We start from the raw sequence: 26,207 nt of genomic DNA on the forward strand, positions 1-26,207 counted from the left end.
GCCCGATCCCATCTTCTACGGTTCGGGGTGACGGTCTGCCGCTCTGGCGGGATCGTGATCAGGCCGAAGGGACAACGCCCCCTCCCGTCGCGGGAAGCGGCGTTGTCCTGGGTTCGGCTCAGTTCGGGCCGTTGCCCGTGGCCCGGCCGGCCGAGATCGTCGCCGGTGCCGATGTCTTGCCGCTCACCGCGCTGGCCACCACCTCGTCATACCAGGCCGCGAGGTCGCGGTGCATGGCGCGCAGCGCATCCGGGTTCAGATAGGCCATGTGGCCCGACGGATAATAGCGGAAGGCGACATTGCTCGCCTGCGCCGGCTCCAGCCCCATATGGTTCAGGTCATATTCGGTGCCGAAGAATGGCGTCGCCATGTCGTAATAGCCGTTCAGCGACAGCAGGTGCAGATAGGGATTGGTCCGCATCGCCGCCGAGATGTCGACCGCGACGTCGGGCGCGCTCTGGCTGCCACGGCCGTTGCCGCCGGCTGCCCGGTGGGTCCAGTCCCACTTGAAGCCGTCCAGCCCATAGGCCGAGACGCGGTAGGGCATGTCGGTCTTGTAGCCGAGATCGCGTTGCACATAGTCGTTGAAGCTGGCGATGAAGGCACCCGAGATCGCGGTGTCGGAGGCATCATATTCCGGGCGTTCGCCCGCCGCATCGGTGTCGATGCCGGTGTAGCGGCTGTCGTAGCGGCCGAGCGTCAGCCGCTGGTCGCGCAGCAGCTCCTTCTGGAAGCGCGACAGGTCGACGCGCAGATTGGCATCGAGGATGAACTGCGGCGAGAGGCCGGTCAGCGCCGACATCTGCTGGGCGATCTGGGTGCGCGTCGCCGGATCGAGCGCCGAGCCCTGCGCCAGTGCCTGCGCATAGGGGCCGGCCGCCCACTGCCGTGCCTGCGCCACCACGGTGGCGACATCGGCCGGCGGATTGGCGAGCTTGTGGTGATACCAGGCGGTCGCCGCGAAGCTCGGCAGATAGGCGATGTAGCTCTGGTCGTAGCCCGGCTGGCGGATGCCGTAGTTCAGGATCGAGGAGAGGATCACCACGCCGTTCAGCGCCATGCCGCGATCCTGCAGCAGATAGGACAGCGCGCCGGAGCGGGTGGTGCCGTAGCTTTCGCCGAAGATCACCTTCGGGCTCTGCCAGCGCGCATTCTTGGTGACGTAGCGCATGATCGCGCGGGCGAAGCCGTCCGCATCCTGATCGACGCCCCAGAAATCCTTGTCCTTCTTGTCGCCCAGCGCGCGCGAATAGCCGGTGCCGATCGCATCGATGAACACGAGGTCGGACTTGTCGAGCAGGGTCTCGGGATTGGGGCCGAACGGGTAGGGGGCGGGCTTGATCGATTCCGGCCCGGCGGTCTGCACCCGATCCGGCGCGAAGCTGCCCATGTGCAGCCACAGCGTCGAGGAACCGGGGCCGCCATTGTAGAAGAAGGTGACCGGGCGGCGCTTATAGTCCTTCACGTCGTCGGCGGTGTAGGCGACGTAGAACACCGAGGCGATCGGCTTGGCATCGTCGTCGCGGATGGTCAGCGTGCCGGCGGTGGCGGTGTATTTCATCGGCCCGGCGTGGGTGGTGGCACTGTGGTGGGTGACCGAAGCCTGCTCGTTCACGACAGGCTTGATCCAGCCTGCCTCGGCATCGTCCTGCTTGTCCTGATCATGGGCCTTGGCCATGTTCGAGGCGGCGTCCGGCTTGTCGGCAGGCTTCGCGGCCAAGGCGGGGACGCCGCCCGCGATGGCGAGCGCAAGCAGGGGCAGGCGGAAATAGCGGCGCATCGGGGAGTCCTTTTGTCGATCGAGATGCGCGCGGTCTGGCCCCCCGGCCCCGTGCCGCACGCCCGTATCACAGCGGCTCCCGCTGCGCCGCGCAAGAGCCTTTGTGACACATGTTACATGATCATCGGCGCCTGTGGCTTCGCTGCCCCGGATGTCATCCGGCGACGATCATCCCAGTGCCTCGATCATCCCAGTGCCTCGATCATGAACGCGAATCCCTCGGCACGCTCGGTGATCGCCTCGTAGCGGCCGGACTTGCCGCCATGGCCCGCGCCCATGTTGATCTTGAGCAGCAGCGGATGGGCGTCGGTCTTCTCGGCGCGCAAGCGGGCGGCCCATTTGGCGGGCTCCCAATAGGTGACGCGCGGATCGTTGAGGCCGCCGGTGATCAGCATCGGCGGATAGGCCTGCTTGGCGACCTGATCATAGGGCGAGTAACTGCGGATCAGATCGAACGCTGCGGGATCGGTGATCGGGTTGCCCCATTCGGGCCATTCGCCGGGCGTCAGCGGCAGCGTCTCGTCGAGCATGGTGTTGAGCACGTCGACGAACGGCACGTCGGCGACCACCGCGCCCCACAGATCGGGATCGGTGTTGGCGACCACCCCCATCAGCTCGCCGCCGGCCGATCCGCCCTGGATGGCGATCCGGCCGGCGCTGGCGAAACCGGCGGCGATCAGGCCCTTCGCGGCGTCCGGGAAATCGTGGAACGTGTTCCAGCGTTTCTCGGCCTTGCCATCGAGATACCAGCCATAGCCGAGATCGTCGCCGCCGCGGATATGGGCGATCGCGCAGGCCCATCCGCGATCGAGCAGCGACAGGCGGTCGGCCGAAAAGCTCGGCGGGATGGCGATGCCATAGGCGCCATAGGCGTAGAGATAGAGCGGCCCCGAGCCATCGCGCGGGAAATCCTTGCGATAGACGATCGAGACCGGGATGGCCTTGCCGTCGCGCGCGGGCACGATCAGCCGCTCGGTGGCGTAGAGGCCGGCGTCATAGCCGGACGGCACTTCGCGGACCTTCAGCGTCGTCAGGCTGCGGGTGGCGGGATCATATTCGAACACCGTGTCCGGCGTCACCATCGAGGCATAGCCGATGCGGAAGCCCGGCGAATCATAGTCCGGATTGGTGCCGAGACCGGCGGTGTAGCTGGGTTCCGGGAAGGCGATGCGATGCTCGTCGCCATCATAGGTGCGCAGCCGGATCTGATCGAGCCCATCGACCCGCTCCTCGATCACCAGGTGGCCGGCGAAGCTGGAGATGCCGCGGATATAGACCTGGTCCGATCCCGCGATCACCGTCTCCCAGTCGCCAGGTGCCTCTGGCGAGGCGACCGCGACGCGGAAGTTGATGTGGTCGTCATTGGTGTGAATCCACAATTTTCCCTGCGCCGAATCGACGCCATATTGGCGCTTGGCCTGGCGCGGCGAGACCAGCAGCGGCGGCGCGGCGGGATCGGCGGCGGGGACGAGCCTGATCTCGCTGGTTTCATGATCGTTGGTGCCGATCACGATCCACTGGCGATCCTGGGTGCGGCCGACATGGACGTTGAAGCCGATATCGTCGGTCTCCTCGTACAGCACGGCATCGCCCGCCGGATCGCTGCCGAGCCGGTGCAGACGGGCGCGGAAGGTGCGCCAATTGTCGTTCACCTCGGTATAGGCGACCGCGTCCGATCCGGCCGACCACACGATCGCGCCGTTGATGACGCTGCTGACCGTCTCGATGTCGGTGCCGGTGGCGAGATCGCGGATGCGCAAGGTGAAGCGCTCGGCCCCGCTCGAATCCGACGCCCAGGCGGCCAGCCGTCCATCGGGGCTGATCGCCAGCGCGCCGAGGCGGAAATAATCATGGCCCTTGGCCTCGGCGGCTTCGTCCAGCACGATGCGGCCGGGCTCGTCGCTGCCGGTCGGGCGGCGCAGCCAGCGGCGATATTGCGCGCCGGTCTCGAACCCCCACCAATAATCCCAGTCGCCATCTTTGCGTGGCACCGAGGAATCATCCTCCTTCATCCGCCCCTTCATCTCGGCGAACAGCGTGTCGACCAGCGGCTGCACCGGCGCCATCGCCGCCTCGAAATAGGCGTTCTCTTGCCTGAGATAGGCAAGCACGGCTTCGTCGGAGACGTTGGGATAGCCCGCATCCCTGATCCACGCATAATCGTCGGAGACGGTCTGGCCGTGGCGTTCGAAGCTGTGGGGCTGGCGCGCGGCCTGCGGCGGGACGGGGAGCGTGGCGGGGTCGATCATGGGCGGCGTTGTGGAGGGGCCGGCGGGCGGAGGCAAGCCGGTCGTGGCGGGAAGGGCGCTGCCGCTGCCGTTCGGAAGAAGCTACGCCGTGCGCCATTCGCCCGGCGGCAGTGTGCCTATCGACCAGTCGCCGATGCTCCATCGCACCAGCCGCAAGGTCGGATGGCCGACCGCCGCCGTCATCCGGCGCACCTGCCGGTTGCGGCCTTCGCGGATGACCAGCTTCACCCAGCCATCCGGCACGCTCGCCCGATAGCGGATCGGCGGATCGCGCGGCCATAGCGCGGGGTCGTCGATCCGTTCGGCCTCGGCCGGCCGGGTGACGCCGTCCTTGAGCAGGACGCCGCCCCTTAGTGCCTTCAGCGCGGCCTCGTCGGGTTCGCCTTCGATCTGGACGAGATAGGTTTTGGGCAGCTTGAATTTCGGATCGGCGATCCGGGCCTGCTGCCGGCCGTCGTCGGTGAGCAACAGCAAGCCTTCGCTGTCCCGGTCCAGCCGGCCGGCCGGATAGACGCCGGGCAGATCGATGAAGTCGGACAGGGTGGCGCGCGCCGTCTCGGTGCCGCGATCGGTGAACTGGCTCAGTACGCCATAGGGTTTGTTGAACAGGATCAGCCGCGACATGGGGGGGCTCTAGCGGGGGCGGCCGGCGTTTGCCAGCGGCGGGTAGTGACGGGCGCCCCGGCAGTCCTTCCCTTGTAGGATTTCGTCTGTCAGGGTCGGATGGGTTCATGCCCGGCTCCCATATCCGATGCCGCTGTGGCGGGTGACGGATGCGGGCAAAAAGCTCTTTTTTCGGGCGGTGCGGCTGTCAACTTTGTCAACTTCACGTTGCGGGGCGTTTGGTAAGGATTAATCATCTGTTATTCTATCATTTTATGATAAAAAGCAGGCGTCTTCACCCTGCCCGCGAACAGGTCTATTGAAGGCTTATGTCCACTTACGCAGACCGCCTCGCCGCGCTTCGCGACGAACTCGCCCGCCGCCGTCTCGATGGCTTCGTCGTCCCGCTCACCGATGAGCATATGTCCGAATATGTCGGCGCCTATGCCCAGCGTCTCGCCTGGCTGACCGGGTTCGAGGGATCGGCCGGCACCGCCGTCGTGCTGCCGGAAGAGGCCGCGATCTTCATCGATGGCCGCTACACCCTCCAGGTTCGCGAACAGGTGTCGGCGGATCACTGGAGCTACCAGTCGGTGCCGGAGACCTCGGTATCGGCGTGGCTCAAGGCCCATGCGCCGTCGGGCGGCCGCATCGGCTATGATCCGTGGCTGCACACCAAGGGTTGGGTCGATGCCGCCAAGCGCGCGCTGGCCGCGCGTGGCGCCGAACTGGTCGCGGTCGAGACCAACCCGATCGATGCGGTGTGGGCGGACCAGCCGCTCCCCTCCGATGCGCGCCTCGTCATCCAGCCCGATGCGCTGGCCGGCCGGTCGGCGGCGACCAAGCGGCAGGATGTCGCCGACTGGCTGACGACCGAGGGTGCGGATGCGGTCGTCCTCTCCGCGCTTGATTCGATTGCCTGGGCGTTCAACGTGCGCGGCCAGGATGTCAGCCGAACCCCGGTCGCGCTGGCCTATGCGCTGATCCATGCGGATGCGACCGCCGAGCTGTTCGTGGACCCCGAGAAGGTCGATGAAGCGGTGGCGGCGCATCTCGGCAATTCGGTTCGTCTCCAGCCGCGCGGCGCCTTCGCGGGCGCGCTCGACGGCCTGGCCGGCAAGACGGTGAAGGTTGATCCTGATCGCGCGGTGGCGGCGATCTTCGCGCGACTTGCGACGGCCGGCGCGACGGTGAGCGAGGCGCGCGATCCCACCATCCTGCCCAAGGCGATCAAGAACCCGGTCGAGATCGCCGGCTCGACCGCCGCGCATGTCCGCGATGGCGCGGCGGTGACGCGCTTCCTCCACTGGGTCGATACGGTGGCGGCCGAGGGCGGGCAGGACGAGCTGACCGCGGCGGCGCAGCTGGAGGCGTTCCGGGCCGAGACCGGCGCGCTCAAGGATCTGTCCTTCGATACCATTTCGGGCGCGGGGCCGAACGGCGCGGTGGTCCACTACCGCGTCTCCGAAAAGACGGTGCTGCCGATCGAACGCGGCACGCTCTATCTGGTCGATTCGGGCGGGCAATATGTCGATGGCACCACCGATATCACCCGCACCATCGCGATCGGGACGCCGACGGCGGAGATGAAGGATCGCTTCACCCGCGTGCTCAAGGGCCACATCGCGCTGTCCCGCGCGGTATTTCCGGTCGGCACGCGCGGCATCCAGCTCGATACGCTGGCCCGGCAATATCTGTGGGAGGCCGGGCTCGATTATGCCCATGGCACCGGCCATGGCGTCGGCAGCTATCTGTCGGTCCATGAGGGGCCGCAGCGCATCGCCACGCCGTCGGCCGGGCAGGCCGGGGCCGACGAGCCGTTGCGCGCCGGCATGATCCTCTCCAACGAGCCCGGTTATTACAAGACCGGCGGCTATGGCATCCGCATCGAGAATCTCGTGCTGGTCGAGCCGCGCGAGGTCGATGGCGCGGAAAAGGCGTTACTCGCGTTCCACACGCTCACGCTGGCGCCGATCGACCGACGGCTGGTGGACGTGGCGATGCTGTCCCCGGCCGAGCGCGCCTGGTTCGATTCCTACCATGCCCGCGTCTGGCGCGAGATCGGGCCGCTGGTGCCGCAGGATGTCCGGGCCTGGCTCGAACAGGCGACGGCGGCGCTTTAATCGCCGCTATTGTCCTCCGTCGCGGGAGCAGGCGCGTCCTTCTCGCGCGCCTGCGCCTTGCGGCGGCGGAGATTCTGGCGGAGCGCTTCGGCGAGGCGCTTCTCCCGTTCGGTCGGCTCGGTCATGCCGATCGCGTAATCCGATCGTCACGGGTGGTGCAAGGTGCCTTGACGGGGCGATAAGCTTTCTCCATAGGGCCGGCCTCGCCGCCCGAGACCGGGTGGCAGACGGGCCGTGCTGCCGTAGCTCAGTGGTAGAGCGCATCCTTGGTAAGGCTGAGGTCGGGAGTTCAATCCTCCCCGGCAGCACCATCCGTCCCAACGAAATCAGTGACTTAGACACACCCCTACGGGGGCCAAATGTGCTCATTTGAGCCGCGGAAGCACCACGGAAGCAACGCGCGTCGTATTTCCGGCTAAAGATGGCTACGGAATCGCAGGGTTCGGGGAGCTGCTAAACCTTCGTGACGACCGGTTCGAAGATGGTCGACGCCGGCACAGTCGAGTCGAGATCGGCACCGAGCCCGGAAGCAGAACCCTGACGGCGTCTCCGCGAGGGCATCTCCTTCCGCAGCAATAGCGCAGACACGGCCCTACGACCTCTGGATGGTCTCGCATCCGCGTCGCCTCGAAGAGCCGGGGTAGAGCGCGCTCGAAGCTGGGACGAGGTCATCTGCTTCTGGCGGTGTGGCGCCGCTTCAGGCCCTGCTTCGTGAGGTTGGGGGTGGAGGGGATGGCGGACAGGCTACCTTCGCCAGAATAAAGGATCGGACGATCAGCGTCCGTCGGCAACGAGAGCTTGTGGAGGATCATGCGAGTTCAGGCCGTCCTTCACGGTGACGGAGAACGATTCGAGTTCGAGCAGGCGAGCATTATGATGGAGCGTCGCCTGAACCCTTGCGCCAGCAACAAGCTGCGGCGACGTTCCTTATCGGCTGATTGCTAGCGATACCAACTAGGGCAGTTTTGCCGCGGGCATCCTGCTCCTCGGGATTGACATATTACCATCGACCGCCAGTCAGCGCCCGGTGTCCATCCGTGCGCGAATCCAGCGATGTGTTTCCGCGAGGACTTTCGCCGCCATGCCCGTCCGGAAACGGATAAATCCATGGGGGGCCTCTGGCAATCGATGCAGTTCGAGTTCAGCCACCTCCTGCCATAGCGCCGCCATCCTGACCGTGTCATCCAGCAGCGGGTCGCGCTCACCCACGACCATCAGCGCTGGCGGCAAGCCACGAAGGTCACCATAGAGCGGCGATAGCGGCGGCTGCCGGCGCTCCGCGTCGCTCAACCCCGGGGTCAGCCGCTGCAGGCCGGCGACCATGCCGGGTCCGTCGAGGACGAGCGTGTCCGGGCCGGCGCGTCGGACGCTGTCCGTGCCTGCTAGATCGTAGACACCGTAATAAAGCACTGCGCCGCCCACCCGGCCGAGCAGTTCGGGCCACTGCTTCAGCCGGAGCAAAGTGGCGGCCGCGAGATGCGCGCCAGCGGATTCGCCGATGACGAACACGGGAAGGTGGCGGTATTCGGCCATGCCTTCGCCCAACAGCCACTTTGCCGCCTGGAGGCAATCGTCCATCAACCCCTGGACCGGCGTACGCCCCGCCAGCCGATAATCGACCGAGACCACCGCGACCTCGCACGCCTTGATCAGGGCGACGTTCAGCGCGTCGTCCATCTGCGCGTTGCCGATTACCCAGCCGCCGCCATGGATATCCAGCACGACGCCGCTCACGGTGCCTGCCGGACGCAACACCCGCATGCGCACAGCCTCCGCGCCGTCTCCGACGACCAGATTCTCGACCGACAGGCCTGCCTTCCGGACGCGGTGATCGGCACCAAATTGCGAAAGCCGCAGGAGAGACTGGATCAGCAACGGTGAAAACCGATCGCGGATGCGGAACCGCGGCGCCCTGGCCAGCTTGCGGTTGAACCGTGCCGCTTCCGCAATTTTGCTGTCGTCGATCGGGATCACAGGCGCTGCTCGCTCGGCGCGGCCATCGGAGCGAACACCAGCCTGTCGATGACATCCGCGATCGCTACCGCTCCTTGCTCCTTACCCTGCTCCAGCCACCACCCTAGGATCGTCAGCGTCGCGGCCACGCCGTGGACGATCCCGAGCTTGTGCGGAAGCCACTCTGGCGTGCTCGTTCCGGCGGATCCGGCTGCGGCGACGGCCCGGGCGGTGATGTCACGGCGCATCGCGTCCCCGGCCCCGACAAGCAAAGCCTGGCAAAGCCGGCGGCGGTCATCCACAAAGTGGGTCAGCGCCAAGGCAGCGGCTCCCGTGTCCTGCGCCGACATAAACGGGGCGATAAGGATTAGAAGTTCGCCGATCAGCGCGTCAGCGATCTCGGCCAGCAGCGCCTCGCGCGTCGGATAGTGCCGGAAGAAGGTCGCGTAGCCGATACCGGCGCGGGCAGTGATCGCGGCCGCGGTCACCTCTTCGAACGGCATCTCGGTCACGAGGTCGACCAATGCGGCATGGAGCGCGCGGCGAGATTTGGCGATCCGCGCGTCGGGCCTCTGCGCTTTCCTTGATTTCTTGCTCGGAGGCGCCACGTTATGATCCGTCATAGATCATAAGTAGGTATTCCTTATGTTCAATCAACCGCATCCGACCGACCACTGCCCCGCTCCCGGCTACGACGATCGCAAGTCGGCGGCGATCGCGCGGACCGCTCAAGGCTCCGAACCAATGCGGGTCGTCCGCGAATTCGCCAAAGCGCGCGCCCTGCTGCGCGATCCCAATGCGCGCCAGGCCGGCTTCCTTGCCGATCTCGTCAACAAAGTCTCGGTGACACGCCCCCCGATCCTCTACCAGCACGGAGCCGAGCATCGCCGCCAGCGCGGCGCGACCGCGCGCTTCTTCGCGCCGCGCGTCGTGACATCGGGCTATCGAGCCTTGATGGTGACGACCAGCGACGAACTCGTCGATCGCTTCCAGAGATCGGGTAGCGCCGAACTGGACGTTATCGGGCTGGAGATGGCGGTGACGATCGCCGCCGAGATCGTGGGTCTGACCAACAGCGATCGAGCCGCGATGGCCCGGCGGTTGGGCGCCCTGGTAACCGGAATGCCGCAGGGCGGATCGCGCCTGGCGATGATCCTCGGCTTCCTCCGCGGTCAGATGCGGGCATTGAACTTCCTCTGGTGCGACGTGCAGCCGGCGATCCGCAGCCGGCGGCGGCAGCCCCGCGACGACGTCATCTCGCACCTGCTGGACGAGAGCTACAGCGATCGCGAGATCCTGACCGAGTGTCTCACTTATGGAGCCGCCGGCATGGTGACGACGCGCGAGTTTATCACGATGGCGGCATGGCATCTGCTTGACGATGACGCGCTGCGCGCCCGCTTCCTCCAGGGCAATGAGGCTTCGAGAATCGCGATCCTCGAAGAGATCCTTCGGCTCGAGCCGGTGGTCGGTATGCTGTTTCGCAGGATCGGCACGCCCGCCGGCAACGGTCCGGAGCCCGTGGTTGCGCTGGACGTGCGCGGCGCGAATAGCGACGAGGCGGCGGTCGGGGCATGCCCGCACCGGCTCAATCCCGACCGCAAGCCTGCCGACAAAGTGGGGGGCGCCGGGCTCGCGTTCGGCGACGGAGAACATCGTTGCCCGGGGGCGCAGGTCGCCCTGCAGGAAACGGCGATCTTCCTCGATCGGCTGCTGCGGGTGCCGGGCATCCGTCTCGCCCGCACGCCTGACGTCGGCTGGAACGGGCTGATCGCCGGCTACGAACTACGCGGCGCGACGCTTACCTGTGACAGGGTGGTAGCATGATCCGGGTGACGGGCTGGCTCGCTGCCGGCGTCGCGTTGCTAGCGCTGGCAACATCGGCATCGGCGTACGCGCCAGCGACCCCCGCCGGCCGCTGGCTGACCGAGGATGGCAAAGCGGTCGTCGAGATCATGCCGTGCGGTGCGGCATTGTGTGGGGCGATCTTGCGAATCCTCAAGCGCGATCCGGATGCGCCCCGGACTGACATCCACAATGCCGATCCGCGTCTCCGGCAACGTCCGATGGACAATCTCACGATCCTCAGCGGCTTCGTGCCTGACAGGTCGCGCTGGCGGGGTCAGGTTTATGATCCGCGCAGTGGGCGGACCTACAAGTCATTCGTCGACGTTCGCCCGGACGGCACGCTCGTGCTCACCGGCTGCATCTGGATGCTTTGCCAGACCCAGACCTGGCAAAGGGTGCGCTGAACCAGCGTGCGTGCCTCCGCTTGCCGCCTGGGGAACCGCTCATCGATATGTAAGGAACGATGATGGACAACCATAGCCGATCGTTAAGAGAGACCGAACGTGGACCGAGATTCGCATGGAGAAAGCGATCGCTTCTCGCCGGGTTGACGATCGGCATCGGCGGTTTAGCCGCGGTCGCCGGACTTCGTCGAATGAGATCTTACGTCGATCCGTACCACGCCAAGGTAGAAGCTGCCGGCTATATCCAGAAGGCCGCCCACATCAACGGGATCACGTTGAGTTATGCCGAGGGGCCTGACAACGGACCACCGCTAATCCTGCTTCACGCTCAGCTACTCGACTGGTTCAGCTATAGCAGGGTGATGCCGGCTCTCGCCAGGTCGTTCCACGTCTATGCGATCGATTACCCGGGCCACGGCAAAACCGTTACGCCCGCCGACTATCCGATGACCGCCAACCAGATCGGGTCCGATCTGGGCGATTTCATCGCCCGTGCGATCGGCGAGCCCGTCTATGTAACGGGCAATTCCTCAGGCGGTCTGCTGGCGGCCTGGCTCGCAGCCAATCGGCCGGAGTTGGTGAAGGCCGCATTGCTCGAGGACCCGCCCCTGTTCTCGGCCGAGTATCCCCGGATCAAGCAGACTGTCGCCAACCGGGCCTTCGTGACGAGCTATACGGCCGCGACCCAGGATCATCCGGATGACTTCCTGCTCTACTGGATTGATGGCAACGCGCCATTCTTCCGAAAGAACATCGGCCCCGGGACGCCGTTCCTCCTCACCCGGGCGGTAAAGGCCTATCGCAGAGCCAATCCGGGCAAGCCGGTGGAGATCGGACCAGTGCCGAACAGCACCGTGCGGATGCTGCTGCGCGGCCTCGATCAATACGACGCCCGTTTCGGGGCGTCCTTCTACGACGGAACCTGGAACGAGGGTTTCGACCATGCCGAAGCCCTGCAGAAGATCGCATGCCCGACGCTGCTGATGCAGGCCAACGCCACGACGCTTCCGGACGGTACGCTCAATGGCGCGATGAGCGAGAAGGAGGCAACGCGCGCCATGTCGCTGCTCAAGAACGGCAAATACATCAAGATCGATGCGAGCCATGTAGTCAACCTCGACAAGCCGGACGAGTTTGTCGCTACGCTCGATGGCTTCTTCTTGGCAGGTGATGGCCCGAATTCCTTGTAACCGCCGTTCAGTCGGCGTTCGCTTTGGGCGCGTTCCGTCTTCCGCCTCCAGCATCCTCATAGATGCTGGGCGCGTCGGCATAGCCACCACCTTGGCGCGAGATGGGAGCCGTCTCCGAGATGATGAGGCAGCCTGCCCCTGCGCTCTAGCCCAAGGTCGCAAGCACGTAGTCCTCGGCACCGAGCGGATCGAGTATGACGCGGATTCTTTCCTGCTGACGTCCATCGATCTCCCGAGCATGTCTCATGTCATCGAGGCCAGCCCGTTAGGTCCATTCGTCGCGATCATGCTGAACCTGCCTGGCGGGGCAGCAGGTGCTTCGGGATTTGCTCGACGGCGAAGGCGCGAACCCGGCTATTCCAGTTCATATCCTGCGGCGGAGAACTGGAGTGAACGTGGCGTGTGATGGCACGTTGCCCTGTTGGGACATTTGCCGTTTGCTCGACCGTTGCGTCACGGTCGCGTACCGTCACAAAACCTTTTGCCACGGGCGTTGCCATGTTCGATATGCGGGCTGAGGGGGGGCCTCTAATATCGAGACGTGAATGCCGCTGACAACCGTTCCGCGTTCCATTGCCGCGCCAAAATCCGGATTCGACTGGCGAACGGCTGCGGGCCTGGCGTTAGTCATCATCTTCTTCATCGCCAGTGGCTGGGTCGCGATCTCGAACATCAAGACGCTTAGGGACGACGCCGCCCAGATCCAGCATTCGCATGAGGTTATCGCGGCGCTCGACGAGCTGCTATCCACCGTGCAGGACGCCGAAACGGGACAGCGCGGCTTCCTGCTAACAAGCCGAGAGCAATACCTAGGGCCCTATAACGAGGCGGTAGAGCGCGCCGGCCCAAAACTGGATCAGATTGGGGCGCTGACTCGCGACAATGGCATCCAGCAGCAAAGGCTGGTCCTGTTGCGGCGACACGTCGAAGGCAAGCTCGCCGAACTCAAGCAGACCATCGATCTGCGCCGCAGCGCTGGGCCCGCGGCGGCCCTCGCGGTTGTTCTGACCGACCGAGGCAAGGCCGAGATGGACGCGATCCGAACCCAGCTCGATCAGATGCAGCAGGAGGAAGCGCGGCTTCGGCAAGTTCGCTTGGACGACATGGCCGGCGCGTACCGCACGGCATGGGTCAGCGGCGTCGCATCCTGCCTGCTCGGCGTCGCCCTCACCCTCCTCATCGGCTTCTTGATTCGCCGCGCGGCTTTGGCGCGCGATCGCCAGCAATGGCTGCAGTCGGGGCAGGCCGAACTCGCATCCGCCATGTTGGGAGATCCTGCCACGGATCGATTGGGTGACAGCATCCTCATCTTTTTGACCCGTTTCCTGGGCGCGCACGGCGGGGTGATGTTTGCAGGTGAGGGCAACCATTATCGTCGGGTGGCAACCCACGGCGTGCCTGCGGAGGCGCGGATCGTCGAACGTTTCGTTCTTGGCGATGGTCTGCTTGGCAGGGTCGCCGCCGATCGAAACGCCATCACCGTGTCCGATATTCCGGAGGACTACCTGACCATCGGATCCGCCCTCGGCCAGGCGAAGCCCCGGCATCTCACCATCTCGCCCGCTTGCGCCGACGATATCGTGCAGGGCGTAGTCGAACTCGGCTTCCTGCAGCCTATCGGTGACCATGTCCTCGCCTTCCTCGACCAGGCGTCGGTCGCGATCGGCACTGCGCTTCGGTCGGCGCGCTTTCGCACCGAGTTGCAGAACCTGCTCGAGGAGACCCAGCGACAGTCCGAGGAACTGCAGGTTCAGAGCGAAGAGCTTCGCGTCTCGAACGAAGAGCTGGAGGAGCAGGGCCGGGCGCTCAAGGAATCGCAGGCGCGCCTCGAACAGCAGCAGGTCGAACTCGAACAGACCAATGCCCAGCTGGAAGAGCAGGCGCAGCAGCTCGAGACCCAGCGCGACGATCTTGCGCGCTCGAATTCGGTAGTGGAACTCAAAGCGCGGGAGCTTGAGCAGGCTAGCCGATACAAGTCAGACTTCCTCGCCAACATGTCGCACGAGCTGCGAACCCCGCTCAACTCGCTGCTCATCCTCTCCAAACTGCTCGGCGACAATCGCGACGGCAACCTGTCGGACGAGCAGGTCAAATTTGCCCAGACGATCCAGTCGTCGGGCAACGACCTGCTAACACTGATCAACGACATCCTCGATCTATCGAAGATCGAGGCCGGCCACGTCGAGGTTCGCCCAGAGGCGGTGCCGCTGGAGCGTTTCGGCGCTGATATGCGTCGGCTGTTCCAGCCGATCGCCGATGAGCGCGGCCTTCGGCTCGATATTGAAATCGGCGACGCGTGTCCCGAGGCAATTGACACCGATCGGCAGCGCCTGGATCAGATCCTTAAAAACCTGCTGTCCAATGCCTTCAAATTTACCGAGACGGGCGGCGTCGCGCTGGAGATCGCCTGCCATGGTGATCGGGTCACTCTCACCGTCGCCGATACCGGCATCGGTATTGCAGAGGATCAGCAGCGCGCGATCTTTGAGGCGTTTCACCAGGCGGATGGAACGATCAGTCGGAAATATGGCGGCACTGGCCTTGGCCTGTCGATCTCGCGCGAATTGGCACGCCTGCTCGGCGGCAGCATATCTCTTACCAGCAAAGCGGGCGAAGGCAGTCGCTTCACCCTTGATATCCCGATCGCCTACGATCCTTCTTTGGTTGCAGCGCGCGAAGAGCCGGCGGTGCGCCCGCCTGTCGCATCCGAGACCGCTGCTCGACCGAGCGCATCCGCGAGACCGGCCATGCTACCACGCCGGGTCGACGACGACCGCGACACCCTCGGATCGGGCCAACGAATCCTGCTCGTCATCGAAGATGATCCGAGCTTTGCCGGCATTGTTCGTGACCTCGCTCACGAAATGGGCTTCCAGTGCCTCGTCGCGGGGACGGCGGAAGAGGCGCTTCAGCTGGCTCGGCAATATAAGCCAAGCGCCGTCGTCCTTGATGTCGGCCTGCCGGATCAGTCTGGCCTGGCCGTACTCGACCGTTTGAAGACGGATGTGACGACCCGGCATATCCCGGTGCATGTCGTGTCCGGTGCCGACCACAGTCAAACCGCCCTTGCGCTTGGCGCGATTGGCTACCTCGTGAAGCCGGTCAAACGGGAAGAGCTGGCGGACGTGCTGGAGGCGCTTGCGGCCAAGCTCTCGCGCAGCGTCAGACGCGTGCTGATCGTCGAGGACGATCCTGTCCAGCAGGATGCTGTCTCCAAACTGCTTTCCTCAGGCGATGTCGAGACGGTCGGCGCTTCGACCGCCGCTGAGTGCCTGGAGCGGCTGCGCGATGAGACGTTCGACTGCATGGTGCTGGACCTGAGCCTGCCCGATGCGTCCGGCTATGCACTGCTGGAAAAATTGCATGAGGACGGCAGCCATGGCTTCCCACCGGTCATCGTCTACACAGGGCGCGATCTAACGGCGCAAGACGAGCAGAAGCTGCGTCGCTATTCGGATTCGATCATCATCAAGGGCGCGCGTTCCCCCGAGCGGCTGCTCGATGAGGTGTCGCTCTTCCTTCACCAGGTGGTGACCGATCTGCCGCCCGAGCAACAGAAGATGATCCAGAAAGCCCGCAGCCGCGACGCCGTGCTGGAAGGGCGTCGCATCCTCGTGGTCGAGGATGATGTCCGTAACATCTACTCGCTAACCAACATCCTCGAGCCTCGTGGCGCCGTGATCGAGATCGCCCGGAACGGCCGCGAGGCGATCGAAGCGCTCAACAAGGCAGGCGAAGCAGGCGGCGATGCGATCGACCTCGTCCTCATGGACGTGATGATGCCGGTGATGGATGGCCTCACCGCAACACGCGAAATCCGCAAGGATCCGCGTTGGAAGAAGCTGCCGATCATCACGCTCACGGCAAAGGCCATGCCGGACGATCAGAAGCAGTGTGTCGAGGCTGGAGCGAGCGACTACATGGCCAAGCCGCTGGATGTGGACAAGCTGCTCTCGCTCGTCCGCGTCTGGATGCCCCGCTGACCATGTCCGACATCATCGAAGACATCGAAATCCGGTTGTTGCTGGAGGCGCTTTATCAGCGTTTCCACTACGACTTTCGTGATTATGCTCAGGCTTCGATCCGACGACGGCTTCGCCAGGCCCGCGACCAGATGGGCTTCGCCAATTTCTCGGCGCTGCAAGAGCATCTTCTGCACGACGACGACATGCTGCCTCGGCTGCTAGGCTATTTGACCGTTCAGGTCAGCGAGATGTTCCGCGACCCGAGCTTCTTCCGGACAATCCGCGAGAAGGTGGTGCCGCATTTGCGGACCTATCCCTCCCTCAAACTGTGGGTTGCGGGTTGTAGCGCTGGCGAAGAGCTATACTCCTACGTCATCCTCTTCCGGGAAGAGGGCCTGGAGGATCGAACCCTTTTCTACGCGACGGACATCAGCGAGGAAGCGCTGGCGGCCGCTTCGCGCGGGATCTATTCGCTCGATCGCATCCGCACTTTCACTGAGAATCACCGGGCATCCGGCGGCAAATCGTCGCTGTCGGACTATTACACGAGCGCTTATGGCAATGCGGTTTTCGACAAGAGCTTGCGCGATCGCGTCGTGTTCTCCGATCACAGTCTCGTTACCGATGCCGTCTTTGGTGAGATGCAGCTTGTCTCCTGCCGCAACGTGATGATCTATTTCAATCGTGACCTGCAAGATCGCGCCATCGGTTTGTTCAGTGACTCACTCATGCGCAACGGGTTCCTCGCCCTTGGGTCCAAGGAAAACCTGCGCTTTTCCCGCCACGCCGACGCCTTCGCCGATTTTGTCCGCGAGGAGAAGATTTATCAGAGGCGGGAACAATGAACGGCGTTTCGCCGCGTGCCGTGGTCATTGGAGCCTCGGCTGGCGCGCTGCAGGCGCTCTCGCAAATTCTTCCCGAGCTCCCGTCGGACTTTCCCGTTCCGGTTCTTATCGTCGTCCATATTCCGGCCGATCGCAGAAACATGCTGGCTCCCCTGTTTCAGGCGAAGTGTCGGATGCTTGTCCGCGAGGCCGAGGACAAGGAGCCTGCAATGGCGGGCACCATCTACTTTGCGCCGCCGGGCTACCATCTCCTCGCCGAAGCGGACGGAACGCTGTCGCTATCGAGCGATGAGGAGGTGTTGTACTCGCGTCCCTCGGTCGACGTCCTGTTCGAAAGCGCCGCCGACGCCTATGGTTCGAACGTCATCGGCATCATCCTTACGGGCGCCAATCCTGACGGCGCACAGGGATTGCGGGCGATCGGCGAAGCGGGCGGCAGCGCGATCGTCGAGGATCCTGCCGGGGCCTACGCAGATACCATGCCCGAGGAAGCCCTGAAGGCATGTCCGACCGCGCAAGTCATGACACTCGGCGAGATCGCAGCCCATCTGTTGAAAGTGTGCCCAGCATGACGGCTGACCTCCATAAGGTATCGTTCCTTCTCGTCGATGATCTCGAAGAGAACCTGCTCTCGCTGGAGGCGCTCCTTAAGCGCGAGGACCTGGAGATCCTGAAGGCGCGCTCGGGGGAGGAAGCGCTCGAACTGTTGCTCCGACACGACGTGGCACTCGCATTGCTCGACGTGCAGATGCCGGGGATGGACGGCTTCGAATTAGCGGAATTCCTGCGCGGCAGTGAGCGCACGAGGCATATCCCGATCATCTTCGTGACGGCCGGCAGCGCCGATCAGCAGCGCCGTTTTCGCGGCTACGAGGCGGGTGCTGTCGATTTCATCCAGAAGCCGATCGAGGCGGACATTCTTCGTAGCAAGGCGAGCATCTTCTTCGATCTCTACCAGCAGCGTCAACAGATTGCTTCGCAGCGTGACAAGCTAGCCGAAGTGACCCAGGCGTTGCGCGATGCCGACCGGCGTAAAGACGAATTCCTGGCTGTGTTGGGGCACGAGCTTCGCAATCCGGTGGCGGCGCTAGGGGCTGGCATTCATCTCCTCCAGAAGGCTCAGACACCAGATAGGACAGCGGCGATCTGCACGCAGATGGACCGCCAGCTCTTCCACCTGTCACGTCTGGTCGAGGACCTCCTCGACATTGCGCGGATCAGCGAGGGCAAGATCTCTCTTCAGAAACAACCGATCGAACTCGCGACCATCCTCCAGTCCGCGATCGAAGCTGCCGAGCCAAATCTGAAGACAGCGGGGCATACATTCAGCGTCGCGCTCCCGGATAAGCCGGTTTGGCTGGAGGCCGATCATACGAGGATGGCGCAGGTGATGGCCAATCTTCTTAACAACGCCGCCAAATATACCCCGCCGGGTGGTTCCGTGTCACTCACCGCGCGTCAGACAGACGGACACGTCCAGATTGATGTGGCGGATAATGGAGTAGGCATCCCCCTAGAAATGCAGTCGCAGATCTTTCAGATCTTCGCTCAGGTGGATGAGCACCGCGAACAGTCTGCTGGTGGCTTAGGCATCGGCCTTGCACTTGTTCACCAGCTGGTCGCGCTGCACAACGGATCAATTGACGTGCAAAGCGAAGGTCAGGGCAAGGGAAGCACCTTCACGGTAAGGCTGCCCGTCGGAGAGGGTGTGCCGTCATCGGATTTATGAAGCGGCCAAACAATGATTATGCTGCGGTTTGGCAACGGGGCATTGAGCGCAAAAGGGCCTGAGGAGCAAATCCCGTTGCCGTAAGGAGGACTGGATCGGAAGTAGAAATCCGGCTAAACTTTTAAATCTTCTGATAGTTTGCAGCAATTACTCAATTTTCGGGGTGAAAATCGGTGTCTGCTAGCACCTAGTGGTGGGAATCTAACACTTGGTGCCCGCGCCGGACGGCGGCGATAATCTCATCGGGATCGGCGGTCCAGACGAATGGCTTTGAGCTTTCGTTGTGCTCGGCAAGGAAGCGATTGATGGCGGCCTGAAGGTCGACGAGCGAGTGAAAGACGCCGCGTTTCAGGCGGCGGTTGGTCAGTCTGGCGAAGAAGCCTTCAACGGCATTGAGCCATGAGCACGAGGTTGGCGTAAAGTGGAAGCTGAAGCGCGGGTGCCGACCGAGCCATTCGCGAACCTTGGGATGCTTGTGGGCGGCGTAGTTGTCGAGAATGACGTGGATGGCCTTTCCAGCGGGCACCTGTGCTTCGATCAGGTTGAGAAAGCGGATGAATTCCTGGTGACGGTGCCGCTGCATGTTGCGGCCGATCACGGTGCCGTCGAGCACGTTAAGTGCCGCAAAGAGCGTGGTCGTGCCGTTGCGCTTGTAGTCATGAGTCATGGTTCCGGCCCGTCCTTTCTTGAGCGGAAGGCCGGGCTGCGAGCGATCCAGCGCCTGGATCTGGCTCTTTTCGTCGAACGACAGCACGATCGCGTGAGCGGGCGGCGAGACGTATAGCCCGACGACATCGCGCAGCTTCTCGACAAACTTCGGGTCGTTCGAAAGCTTGAACTGGCGAACGCGGTGGGGTTGCAGGCCGTGGCCTCGCCAGATCCGCTGCACCGAACTGACGCTGATCCCAGCCTCGGTCGCCATCATCAGCGCCGTCCAGTGGGTCGTCTCGCCGGGCGGATCTTCAAGCGTCCGAGCAACAACCCGCTCGATCACCGTGGCAGCCAGAGGCCGGATCCGCGACGGCCGCGTCTTGTCGCGGAGCAGCCCCTCCATTCCTTCCTGCATGAAGCGTTCCTGCCATCGCCATACGCAGGTCTTCGAAGTCCCGGTCCGCCGCATAATTTCGTTGGTGCCGACACCATCGCCCGTTAGCAGCACGATCTCGGCGCGCCACGCGTGCTTCTGCGCTGCATTGCGGTCCTTCATGATCTGATCGAGCCGATCTCTATCGGACGGGGAAAGGCTGATCGAGATACCGCTGCGCATCCAGCCTGACTCGCACAATCGGCAAGCTCCGGGAATCCTCAAAGGACTCTTGCGTCAGGCCGTTGACCTTTGTCACCGCGTCGGCGGGGCGCACCGCGACCTCAGTAAATGGAGCGTCTGTCAGCCCTACCGGATAAATTCCAGTCCATTCCAGCCCGGCTCCCGCCAGCGCGATCTCAGCGCGTTCCTTATCCAGGAAGATCGAACGGAACATGGTCTTGTAAAGTATCTTCGCGACTGCCGAGGCCGTTCGCGCAGTCTCGCCGACGCCATAGGCCGACAGAAGGATCAGACGTGTAAGCCCTACGCCTTTCATCGCTCGGACGATCAGCGGAAGGTTCGTCTGCAGCAGATCGACTGGCTTATGCTTGTAAGTTCCCAGGCAGCAAATGACGGCGTCCACGCTGCGCAGAGCGGCTTGCAAGCGCGTGATATCGGAAAGTTCGCCTATGACGATATCCAGCGCAGCGCTCGGATGTAGAGTTCCGGACTGGCGAACATATGCAACAACCTCGTGTCCGCGATCCAGCGCCTGCTCGACCACCAGCCTGCCTGTCCGACCGGTAGCTCCGATAACAGCGATTTTCAGGGAGGCCTCCGTCATTATGGATGATGACCGTGACCATTTTTTAGCACGTCTTCGACGCCGAAGGCTCCGGCTCGCGTTTGAGCAGGCCTCGCGCCGAACTCCCGACAGTGCAGATCGATCACGGTAGGCTGCCGGCGGCTCGTATAATTGATCATCGTGGTCCGCCCTGCGTTTGACGCTATCACCCATTTTTTTTGGCTCATCTAACTTGTTTCAACCGGTTAAACGGCCTTGCGCAACGTGATGCGCGTGAGCTCAGATGGCTTGCCCAGTCTCAAGGCGAAGCCCGGCCAAATGCCAGTGCCGTTATTGACATAAAGGGTCATGCCGCCGACCGCATATTCTCCTGAAACGAAACCGCCATTCCCACGCGCGACCAGGCGATCGAGCCCCATGATCATACCTCCGTGCGTATGGCCCGAAAGCTGCAGAGTCACGCCGCGCTCGGCAGCCTCGCGCGCTTGTCCCGGCTCATGATCGAGCAGTACAACGGGCGCGCCCAGCGGGCGGCCTTTCAAAGCCTCGTCGAGATCCGGAGGCGGCTTACCAGCGCCGCGCGCGGACCGATCGGTAACGCCGGCCAAGACCAGAGCGTCACTGCCGCGTGTAATCACCGAATGGGCATTAACCAGCACGTGCATGCCGAGCGTGGCGAGATGCTCCATCCATACGTCGTAGCCGGAGAGATATTCATGGTTGCCGGGGATCAGGAAGACGCCATCGGGCGCGCGCAAATCACGCAGGGGCTCGACCCCCGATCGCCGGGCGGTAACCCCGCCATCGATCACGTCCCCCGTCACGACGATCAGATCCACGCCGAGGCGATTGGTGGCCTCTACGACGGCCCGGGTCCAGCTTGCGGGAAAGAGCCGGCTTATGTGCAGATCGGTCAGCTGGACGAGCCTGTAGCCGTCGAATGCGTTGGGAAGGCCTGGGATCGCGACGGTAACGTCCCGCAAGCGGGGAACGCCGATCGCTTGCCGAACGCCAGCCGCAGCCATCGCAAAGGCTAAGATGGCGATGGCGTATCGTGGTTCGGTCCACGCCGCCGATCCGCCGATCCCTAGGACCATTGCGGCCAATCTCGCGAGATCAAGCATGATCTGGAATACGGACAGCAACGCAATCGCGCCGAAAACCCAGTTGAACAGGATGACGAGCGGACGCGGGAATTCCGGATTGAACACCGAGCCCGACGAAAGTCGGCTCCAGAGATGAAATTGGGAGCCGACGAGCAAGGCGGCGGCTAGCCCGATCTTTACCTCGATCGCCCACGGCAGCGGCGCAAGGGTGCGCGCCACGACGTATAGCCAGGGCAATGCGAACATCGCATGGAACATTTCGCTGATACCTCAGCCGAAGCTCACCCCGGTAAGCCTTTCGGACGCGGCCCAAAGCTGTGCGGCGATGGCCGTATCGAGCGCCTGTCGTTCGATCTTACCGTGCCCCGGCGGTCCCTTGAATTCCTTCCAGCCTTGCGGCCCGAAATATTCTCCACCCCGCACACCTGGCATGGTGGCCGCCATCAGTTGCGGCAATGCGCCCTCGGCCGCCGAATGTCCGATCAGCTTAACGGCGATTTGCCCCGCCAACGCCATGATGCCGCCGCCGGCGGCTGGCCCATTTGCCATCAGGTCGGTGCTCGCGGCACCCGGGTGCGCGGCAACGCTGGTCAAGTCCCAATTGTTGGCACGGCTCCGCCGATCGAGCTCGAGCGCAAACATCAGCATCGCGAGCTTGGTCTGCGAATAGACCGGCCAAGGCTTGTACCCCTGCGCATAATTGAGATCGTCGAGCCGTATCTTGCCGCTGCGATGCGCGATGCTGGAAAGCTGTACCACGCGCGCCTTCGCGGCAACCAGCAGCGGCAGAAGGCGTCCGGTCAAAGCGAAGTGTGACAGATAGTTGGTGCCGAACTGCATCTCGTTGCCGTCGACCGTCGTTTCGCGCTTCGGCAGCGCCATGACGCCGGCATTGTTCACGAGAATGTCGATTGATCGCCCGGAGCGGAGCATTCGTTCGGCAAATGCCGAGACCGACGCTAGGCTCGCCAGATCGATAACTTCAAACAGGACTTTGGCATTGGCATGGCGCGTGCGGATCAGCTCCTCGGCGGCGCGTCCCTTCGCAAGGTTGCGACCGGCGATGATGACGTCGGCGCCCGCAGAGGCCAGTGCCAATGCCGTTTCCAGGCCGAGGCCGCCCGTGGCGCCGGTGACGACCGCCAGCTTGCCCGATTGATTCGGAATATCCTTGGTGGTCCAGGTCGCCAATTTCGCTATCCTTCGGTTCGTTTAGCCATCAAAGAGCGGACTGCATATCATGCACTCGGTGCAAACATACAAGAAGTGCAAGAAATAAGGCGCTCCTCCTCCGGCGGTCGGCGTGGGCGTAAGCGGGCGGAGACTCATGCCCGGATCCAGGCAGAAGCGATGCGCTTGTTTCTTGAGCGCGGCTTCGACGCGACGACGCTGGATGACATCGCCGATGCCGCGGACGTCTCTCGCCGCAGCCTGTTCCACTATTTTGCGTCCAAAGAGGAGATAGTCTTCTCCGCGAAGGCCGATTTTCCAGACCTCATTGCCGATGCGGTTGGACGGCGGCCTGTTGAAGAGCGGCTGTTGGATATGGTCGAGAACGCATTGCTCGATCTGGCGGGACGTCATCTGTCGGAACAGGCCCGGGACCTCGCCAGGCTCATCCGCGACACGCCCGCGCTCCGTGCCGGTGACCAGGCGAAATACGAGAAGGTCGAGAAGGTGCTCGCCAAGGCGCTGGCTGATCGCAAGCACCTACCTGAATCCGACATAGCGTGCCGCGTGACCGCCGCGGCCGCGATCGGCATACTCAAGCTGTCGACGGAAGCGTGGTTAGCTAGAGATGATGTTCACCCAGCAACTTTCGGCAAAGCCGCGTTCGCCGCGTTGCGAGGTGTCGTCTGCTAGAGCGATCCGAACGATGGCAACCGGGTTCTTGCAAAATGCGGGTCGACGAAATCGACATTGCTAAATGGCGCAAGGAGAGAGCCTTACCCATCCTGGTGGAACATCTCGATCATCTGTCGGGCAGGGTTGTCCCCCGAAAGCGTCTCGTAAAACCCGGCGCCGTCCTCCGCCGCTTTCCTGCTGCGAGCAAACATCGCCAATTCATATTGCGAGAGGGCAGTCTCGACATTGTCGGGGTTCGCGGCAAGCGCTTCTCCAAGTTGAGCGCCGTCGTACATCGCCAGATTGGCGCCTTCGCCGTTTGGCGCGGTCACGTGCGCAGCATCCCCTAGCAATGTTATACCGGGTACACGCTCCCACCGATGATCTGCCGGCAGGGCGTGGAATAGGCGCAGCATGGGCAGGGTGTCGCTGTCGGTGATCAGCGCGGTGAGCGCTGGCGCCCAGCCAGCGAACTCCTGCGCGATTCGCCTGGCGGCTGCCTTGGGATCGCCGAAGTCGATTTCGGCGAACCAGTCTGCCGTTCTGGTGAGCATCACATACCCGCATGTAACCGTCGAGTTGTTGCTGACGGATCGGCATATCGACCTCGTCGGCGATGAGATTGACATCGGCTTGCATGTCGATGTGCCTGCCGACCCCAACACCATTGTCAGGAAACTGATCGGTAGCCGCCGGATACTCTGCGCGTCACCAGGCTATGTCGCCCGGCGGGGTGATCCCTCACGCCCCGAGGATCTGCTCCAGCATCAATGCCTGTGCCTCGTCAGAGGGCGTCATGTCTACAATCGATGGCTGTTGGTTGACGGGGAGACCCGCAAGGAGGTGCATGTCCGTGGCGCACTGGCCTGCAGCAGCGCCGAAGTGATCCACGCATGGGCGCTCGCCGGTCATGGCATCGCTCGCAAGGCCGGTTGGGATGTGCATCAGGACATCGCGGAAGGTCGACTTGTCAGGGTGCTACCCGATTACGAGGCTGAGGATATCAACCTCTATCTGACCTATGCATCGAAGGCCTTGATGCCGCAGCGGATACGAGTTTTCATAGATCATGTCGGGGCCGAACTCTAAGGTAGTGCCCCGGGACGTGGTGTAGGAATCTGCCTCGGATGAGGTGGCCATCGCCGATCTTCAGTTAGGGTTCGGATGCGAATTCGAACCTGGAGAAGACGACGATGACCGATGCCAAGATGGCCCTGCTCGAGCTGGTCGAGCAAGAGGCGGATACTGACCTGGTGCGCGAGATGCTGGCGTTTGCCGCGGAGCGCATGATGGACCTGGAGATCGAGGCGAAGACGGGAGCGCCGGCAGGTACCCGCTCGCCCGACCGACTGAACGAACGGCGCGTCCATCATGTCCGTCACGCCGCTCGACGGAGGGGTCCCTTTTGGACGCCGATAGGGGGTCCTTTTTGGACGCCGATTGACGGCGCAGGATAGTGAGATTCCTTCCAGACCGCTTTCGACAATGCATCGGGCTATTGCAGACTGTCCGGCGACACTCCGGCGTAACACTAGGAAATTTGACACAGTTTTCGCTCGGGAGGCGGCAAGGCTAGCTTGCTCGGTGAAACCCCAAACCAGCGCCGCACCGCACGGCTCAACGCGGCTTGCTCGCTATATCCAAGCATATAGGTGATCTCGCCGAGTGATCGTGTGCGGCTCTGGATGAGCTGCGCCGCGCGTCTGCCGCGGACATCATCCAAAATCACGGCAAACGTCGTTCCGACTTCGCTCAGACGACGCTGAAGCGTCCGTGTCGATAAGCCGAGTGATCGGGCCACCGCATCGATCGTGGGCGCTCCGCCGACGAGACGGCCGCGCAACTCAGCTGCGACGACCGCTCTGATATCATCTGCAGGGGGTAGCTCTTCGAGTTCGCGCTCCGCGAGAGCGCTCAGAAATTCTAAAACGCGCGGTTCGGGCTGTCGTTGGACTCTTTCCAGCTCGCGTCGGTCGTATACCAAGGTAGACCGGTCGGAGTTGAAGGACACCATCGGGCCAAAAATCTCAGTGACCGCGCCCATGCTCGCGGGCGCAGCACAAGAAAGCTCAGCGGAGAGAGGCCTGAGGGCCGCATCGAACCAGCGTCTCGGAATGAGTGCCAGATTAGCCATCGCCCACAGCTCACCGGCCGCCAAGGCGCTGCCTGGATATCGGGAACAGTCTCTGGCCTGCTGGTAGCGCAAGATCGCGCTGTTGCCGGACACTTCGATCGTGATCGAGAGCCCTTGATGCACCAGGCGCGAATATCGGGCCATCTGGGTATAAGCCTGGATCAGGGTGGATGTTCGGCGGAGCACTTCTCCGACGACTCCCCACGCCGTGTCGCCGGCGCGCGAAGCGAGCAGCGCTCCGACGCCGTGGTCGCCAGGGGTCATCCCGACAATCGCCTCCCACAAAGAAATAAGCGCGCGATCGGAATGGCGACCGGCGCCGCCTGTAGATGCGAACCTCATCCTGAGGGCCGCGACGCCTTTCTGGTCCAAGAGCTTCGCGGAGGCCAATGCGTCTAGCACCGCTTCCATCACCACATGGGAAACGCTGACAGGCGGAAACGCGCTGAAACGAGAAAGTCTCATTGGCGGGAATTGTTAAATGGATGGCGCGCAAAGTCAATTATCGGACTCGTGGAGTCACTACGTTAGGCATCAATGCCCGCCAGGAGCCGCCCCATGACGACCAGCATCGAACTCGACAATGAAGCCCCCGGACATA

The 26,207-nt window shown here is 63.3% G+C and carries 23 protein-coding genes, 1 tRNA gene and 2 pseudogenes; 13 read left to right on the forward strand and 13 right to left on the reverse strand.

The window, feature by feature from the left end; translation table 11 throughout:
* Positions 1–118 precede the first annotated feature (118 nt).
* The 3 genes from PBT88_RS03330 to PBT88_RS03340 form a co-directional block, all read right to left on the reverse strand.
* On the reverse strand, positions 119–1,780 hold the full coding sequence (locus PBT88_RS03330) for a S10 family peptidase (RefSeq protein WP_270077819.1): 1,662 nt from the start codon (positions 1,778–1,780) through the stop codon (positions 119–121).
* 185 nt (positions 1,781–1,965) lie between these two features.
* On the reverse strand, positions 1,966–4,029 hold the full coding sequence (locus tag PBT88_RS03335) for a S9 family peptidase (RefSeq protein WP_270077820.1): 2,064 nt from the start codon (positions 4,027–4,029) through the stop codon (positions 1,966–1,968).
* Positions 4,030–4,110: 81 nt separating this feature from the next.
* The gene (locus PBT88_RS03340) at positions 4,111–4,653 is read right to left on the reverse strand and encodes a pseudouridine synthase (RefSeq protein WP_270077821.1); all 543 of its coding nucleotides are present in this window, start codon (positions 4,651–4,653) and stop codon (positions 4,111–4,113) included.
* A 308-nt stretch (positions 4,654–4,961) separates the two neighbouring features.
* On the opposite strand from PBT88_RS03340, the gene PBT88_RS03345 reads away from it, so the two are divergent.
* Positions 4,962–6,755 (forward strand): aminopeptidase P family protein, encoded by a 1,794-nt coding sequence (locus PBT88_RS03345; RefSeq protein ID WP_270077822.1) that lies wholly within the window; start codon positions 4,962–4,964, stop codon positions 6,753–6,755.
* Here PBT88_RS03345 and PBT88_RS03350 read toward each other — a convergent pair.
* Positions 6,752–6,880: a hypothetical protein gene (locus PBT88_RS03350; RefSeq protein ID WP_270077823.1), complete on the reverse strand. Its 129-nt coding sequence runs from the start codon at positions 6,878–6,880 to the stop codon at positions 6,752–6,754. The two genes, PBT88_RS03345 and PBT88_RS03350, sit on opposite strands and share 4 nt — an antisense overlap.
* Positions 6,881–6,991: 111 nt before the next feature.
* On the opposite strand from PBT88_RS03350, the gene PBT88_RS03355 reads away from it, so the two are divergent.
* Positions 6,992–7,066: transfer RNA gene (locus PBT88_RS03355), tRNA-Thr, on the forward strand.
* 706 nt (positions 7,067–7,772) lie between these two features.
* Here PBT88_RS03355 and PBT88_RS03360 read toward each other — a convergent pair.
* Together PBT88_RS03360 and PBT88_RS03365 are read right to left on the reverse strand one after the other, a co-directional pair.
* A complete protein-coding gene (locus PBT88_RS03360; RefSeq protein WP_270077824.1) occupies positions 7,773–8,729 on the reverse strand; it encodes an alpha/beta hydrolase in 957 nt (318 codons plus the stop codon).
* On the reverse strand, positions 8,726–9,331 hold the full coding sequence (locus PBT88_RS03365) for a TetR/AcrR family transcriptional regulator (protein ID WP_270077825.1): 606 nt from the start codon (positions 9,329–9,331) through the stop codon (positions 8,726–8,728). The genes PBT88_RS03360 and PBT88_RS03365 overlap by 4 nt, the downstream gene beginning before the upstream one ends.
* Before the next feature lie 22 nt (positions 9,332–9,353).
* Here PBT88_RS03365 and PBT88_RS03370 point away from each other — a divergent pair, with 22 nt between their 5' ends.
* The 4 genes and pseudogenes from PBT88_RS03370 to PBT88_RS21110 form a co-directional block, all read left to right on the forward strand.
* Positions 9,354–10,535, forward strand: coding sequence for a cytochrome P450 (locus tag PBT88_RS03370; RefSeq protein WP_270077826.1), 1,182 nt, complete (start codon positions 9,354–9,356; stop codon positions 10,533–10,535).
* Positions 10,532–10,960: a DUF2147 domain-containing protein gene (locus PBT88_RS03375; protein WP_270077827.1), complete on the forward strand. Its 429-nt coding sequence runs from the start codon at positions 10,532–10,534 to the stop codon at positions 10,958–10,960. Before PBT88_RS03370 ends, PBT88_RS03375 begins: the two co-directional genes overlap by 4 nt.
* Before the next feature lie 143 nt (positions 10,961–11,103).
* On the forward strand, positions 11,104–12,150 hold the full coding sequence (locus tag PBT88_RS03380) for an alpha/beta fold hydrolase (RefSeq protein ID WP_270077828.1): 1,047 nt from the start codon (positions 11,104–11,106) through the stop codon (positions 12,148–12,150).
* Positions 12,131–12,388: pseudogene (locus tag PBT88_RS21110) on the forward strand (AraC family transcriptional regulator N-terminal domain-containing protein); the annotation flags it as partial. The gene PBT88_RS03380 and the pseudogene PBT88_RS21110, both read left to right, overlap by 20 nt.
* A 46-nt stretch (positions 12,389–12,434) precedes the next feature.
* Here PBT88_RS21110 and PBT88_RS03385 read toward each other — a convergent pair.
* The gene (locus PBT88_RS03385) at positions 12,435–12,650 is read right to left on the reverse strand and encodes a hypothetical protein (protein ID WP_270077829.1); all 216 of its coding nucleotides are present in this window, start codon (positions 12,648–12,650) and stop codon (positions 12,435–12,437) included.
* 45 nt (positions 12,651–12,695) lie between these two features.
* On the opposite strand from PBT88_RS03385, the gene PBT88_RS03390 reads away from it, so the two are divergent.
* From PBT88_RS03390 to PBT88_RS03405, 4 genes are read left to right on the forward strand one after another with little or no spacing between them, the layout of a single operon-like run.
* A complete protein-coding gene (locus PBT88_RS03390; RefSeq protein ID WP_270077830.1) occupies positions 12,696–16,133 on the forward strand; it encodes a response regulator in 3,438 nt (1,145 codons plus the stop codon).
* 2 nt (positions 16,134–16,135) lie between these two features.
* Complete coding sequence (locus PBT88_RS03395) at positions 16,136–16,960, forward strand: CheR family methyltransferase (RefSeq protein WP_270077831.1); 825 nt, start codon at positions 16,136–16,138, stop codon at positions 16,958–16,960.
* Positions 16,957–17,532, forward strand: coding sequence for a chemotaxis protein CheB (locus tag PBT88_RS03400; RefSeq protein WP_270077832.1), 576 nt, complete (start codon positions 16,957–16,959; stop codon positions 17,530–17,532). Before PBT88_RS03395 ends, PBT88_RS03400 begins: the two co-directional genes overlap by 4 nt.
* A complete protein-coding gene (locus PBT88_RS03405) occupies positions 17,529–18,689 on the forward strand; it encodes a hybrid sensor histidine kinase/response regulator (RefSeq protein ID WP_270077833.1) in 1,161 nt (386 codons plus the stop codon). Before PBT88_RS03400 ends, PBT88_RS03405 begins: the two co-directional genes overlap by 4 nt.
* A 187-nt stretch (positions 18,690–18,876) precedes the next feature.
* Here the strand turns inward: PBT88_RS03405 and PBT88_RS03410 are convergent, their stop codons facing one another.
* The 4 genes from PBT88_RS03410 to PBT88_RS03425 form a co-directional block, all read right to left on the reverse strand.
* Positions 18,877–19,956: an IS630 family transposase gene (locus PBT88_RS03410; protein ID WP_270077834.1), complete on the reverse strand. Its 1,080-nt coding sequence runs from the start codon at positions 19,954–19,956 to the stop codon at positions 18,877–18,879.
* Positions 19,916–20,560, reverse strand: coding sequence for an NAD(P)-dependent oxidoreductase (locus tag PBT88_RS03415; RefSeq protein WP_270077835.1), 645 nt, complete (start codon positions 20,558–20,560; stop codon positions 19,916–19,918). The genes PBT88_RS03410 and PBT88_RS03415 overlap by 41 nt, the downstream gene beginning before the upstream one ends.
* 206 nt (positions 20,561–20,766) lie before the next feature.
* Positions 20,767–21,885, reverse strand: coding sequence for a metallophosphoesterase (locus PBT88_RS03420; protein ID WP_270077836.1), 1,119 nt, complete (start codon positions 21,883–21,885; stop codon positions 20,767–20,769).
* Between the two features lie 12 nt (positions 21,886–21,897).
* A complete protein-coding gene (locus PBT88_RS03425) occupies positions 21,898–22,818 on the reverse strand; it encodes an SDR family oxidoreductase (protein WP_270077837.1) in 921 nt (306 codons plus the stop codon).
* Between the two features lie 159 nt (positions 22,819–22,977).
* Here PBT88_RS03425 and PBT88_RS03430 point away from each other — a divergent pair, with 159 nt between their 5' ends.
* Positions 22,978–23,490, forward strand: coding sequence for a TetR/AcrR family transcriptional regulator (locus PBT88_RS03430; protein ID WP_270077838.1), 513 nt, complete (start codon positions 22,978–22,980; stop codon positions 23,488–23,490).
* Between the two features lie 83 nt (positions 23,491–23,573).
* Here the strand turns inward: PBT88_RS03430 and PBT88_RS03435 are convergent, their stop codons facing one another.
* Complete coding sequence (locus tag PBT88_RS03435) at positions 23,574–24,026, reverse strand: FAD-dependent oxidoreductase (RefSeq protein WP_270077839.1); 453 nt, start codon at positions 24,024–24,026, stop codon at positions 23,574–23,576.
* Here PBT88_RS03435 and PBT88_RS03440 point away from each other — a divergent pair.
* Positions 24,019–24,561, forward strand: a complete 543-nt coding sequence (locus PBT88_RS03440; protein ID WP_270077840.1) for a substrate binding domain-containing protein — start codon at positions 24,019–24,021, stop codon at positions 24,559–24,561. The genes PBT88_RS03435 and PBT88_RS03440 overlap by 8 nt on opposite strands.
* Positions 24,562–24,665: 104 nt before the next feature.
* A pseudogene (locus PBT88_RS03445) lies at positions 24,666–24,872 on the forward strand (IS256 family transposase); the annotation flags it as partial.
* Positions 24,873–25,003: 131 nt separating this feature from the next.
* On the opposite strand, the gene PBT88_RS03450 reads toward PBT88_RS03445, so the two are convergent.
* On the reverse strand, positions 25,004–26,071 hold the full coding sequence (locus tag PBT88_RS03450) for an AraC family transcriptional regulator (RefSeq protein ID WP_270077841.1): 1,068 nt from the start codon (positions 26,069–26,071) through the stop codon (positions 25,004–25,006).
* Positions 26,072–26,207 lie beyond the last annotated feature (136 nt).

It is taken from the genome of Sphingomonas abietis, assembly GCF_027625475.1.
Taxonomy (GTDB): Bacteria; Pseudomonadota; Alphaproteobacteria; order Sphingomonadales; family Sphingomonadaceae; genus Solisphingomonas; species Solisphingomonas abietis.

Coding starts and splice junctions, on each gene's coding strand:
- PBT88_RS03400 (WP_270077832.1), top strand. CDS start 16,957: ATGAACGGCGTTTCGCCGCGTGCCGTGGTCATTGGAGCCTCGGCTGGC.
- PBT88_RS03450 (WP_270077841.1), bottom strand. CDS start 26,071: ATGAGACTTTCTCGTTTCAGCGCGTTTCCGCCTGTCAGCGTTTCCCAT.
- PBT88_RS03365 (WP_270077825.1), bottom strand. CDS start 9,331: ATGACGGATCATAACGTGGCGCCTCCGAGCAAGAAATCAAGGAAAGCG.
- PBT88_RS03410 (WP_270077834.1), bottom strand. CDS start 19,956: ATGCGCAGCGGTATCTCGATCAGCCTTTCCCCGTCCGATAGAGATCGG.
- PBT88_RS03395 (WP_270077831.1), top strand. CDS start 16,136: ATGTCCGACATCATCGAAGACATCGAAATCCGGTTGTTGCTGGAGGCG.
- PBT88_RS03340 (WP_270077821.1), bottom strand. CDS start 4,653: ATGTCGCGGCTGATCCTGTTCAACAAACCCTATGGCGTACTGAGCCAG.
- PBT88_RS03420 (WP_270077836.1), bottom strand. CDS start 21,885: ATGTTCCATGCGATGTTCGCATTGCCCTGGCTATACGTCGTGGCGCGC.
- PBT88_RS03435 (WP_270077839.1), bottom strand. CDS start 24,026: ATGCTCACCAGAACGGCAGACTGGTTCGCCGAAATCGACTTCGGCGAT.
- PBT88_RS03330 (WP_270077819.1), bottom strand. CDS start 1,780: ATGCGCCGCTATTTCCGCCTGCCCCTGCTTGCGCTCGCCATCGCGGGC.
- PBT88_RS03430 (WP_270077838.1), top strand. CDS start 22,978: ATGCGCTTGTTTCTTGAGCGCGGCTTCGACGCGACGACGCTGGATGAC.
- PBT88_RS03370 (WP_270077826.1), top strand. CDS start 9,354: ATGTTCAATCAACCGCATCCGACCGACCACTGCCCCGCTCCCGGCTAC.
- PBT88_RS03390 (WP_270077830.1), top strand. CDS start 12,696: ATGCCGCTGACAACCGTTCCGCGTTCCATTGCCGCGCCAAAATCCGGA.
- PBT88_RS03345 (WP_270077822.1), top strand. CDS start 4,962: ATGTCCACTTACGCAGACCGCCTCGCCGCGCTTCGCGACGAACTCGCC.
- PBT88_RS03405 (WP_270077833.1), top strand. CDS start 17,529: ATGACGGCTGACCTCCATAAGGTATCGTTCCTTCTCGTCGATGATCTC.
- PBT88_RS03350 (WP_270077823.1), bottom strand. CDS start 6,880: ATGACCGAGCCGACCGAACGGGAGAAGCGCCTCGCCGAAGCGCTCCGC.
- PBT88_RS03385 (WP_270077829.1), bottom strand. CDS start 12,650: ATGGCAACGCCCGTGGCAAAAGGTTTTGTGACGGTACGCGACCGTGAC.
- PBT88_RS03415 (WP_270077835.1), bottom strand. CDS start 20,560: ATGACGGAGGCCTCCCTGAAAATCGCTGTTATCGGAGCTACCGGTCGG.
- PBT88_RS03335 (WP_270077820.1), bottom strand. CDS start 4,029: ATGATCGACCCCGCCACGCTCCCCGTCCCGCCGCAGGCCGCGCGCCAG.
- PBT88_RS03375 (WP_270077827.1), top strand. CDS start 10,532: ATGATCCGGGTGACGGGCTGGCTCGCTGCCGGCGTCGCGTTGCTAGCG.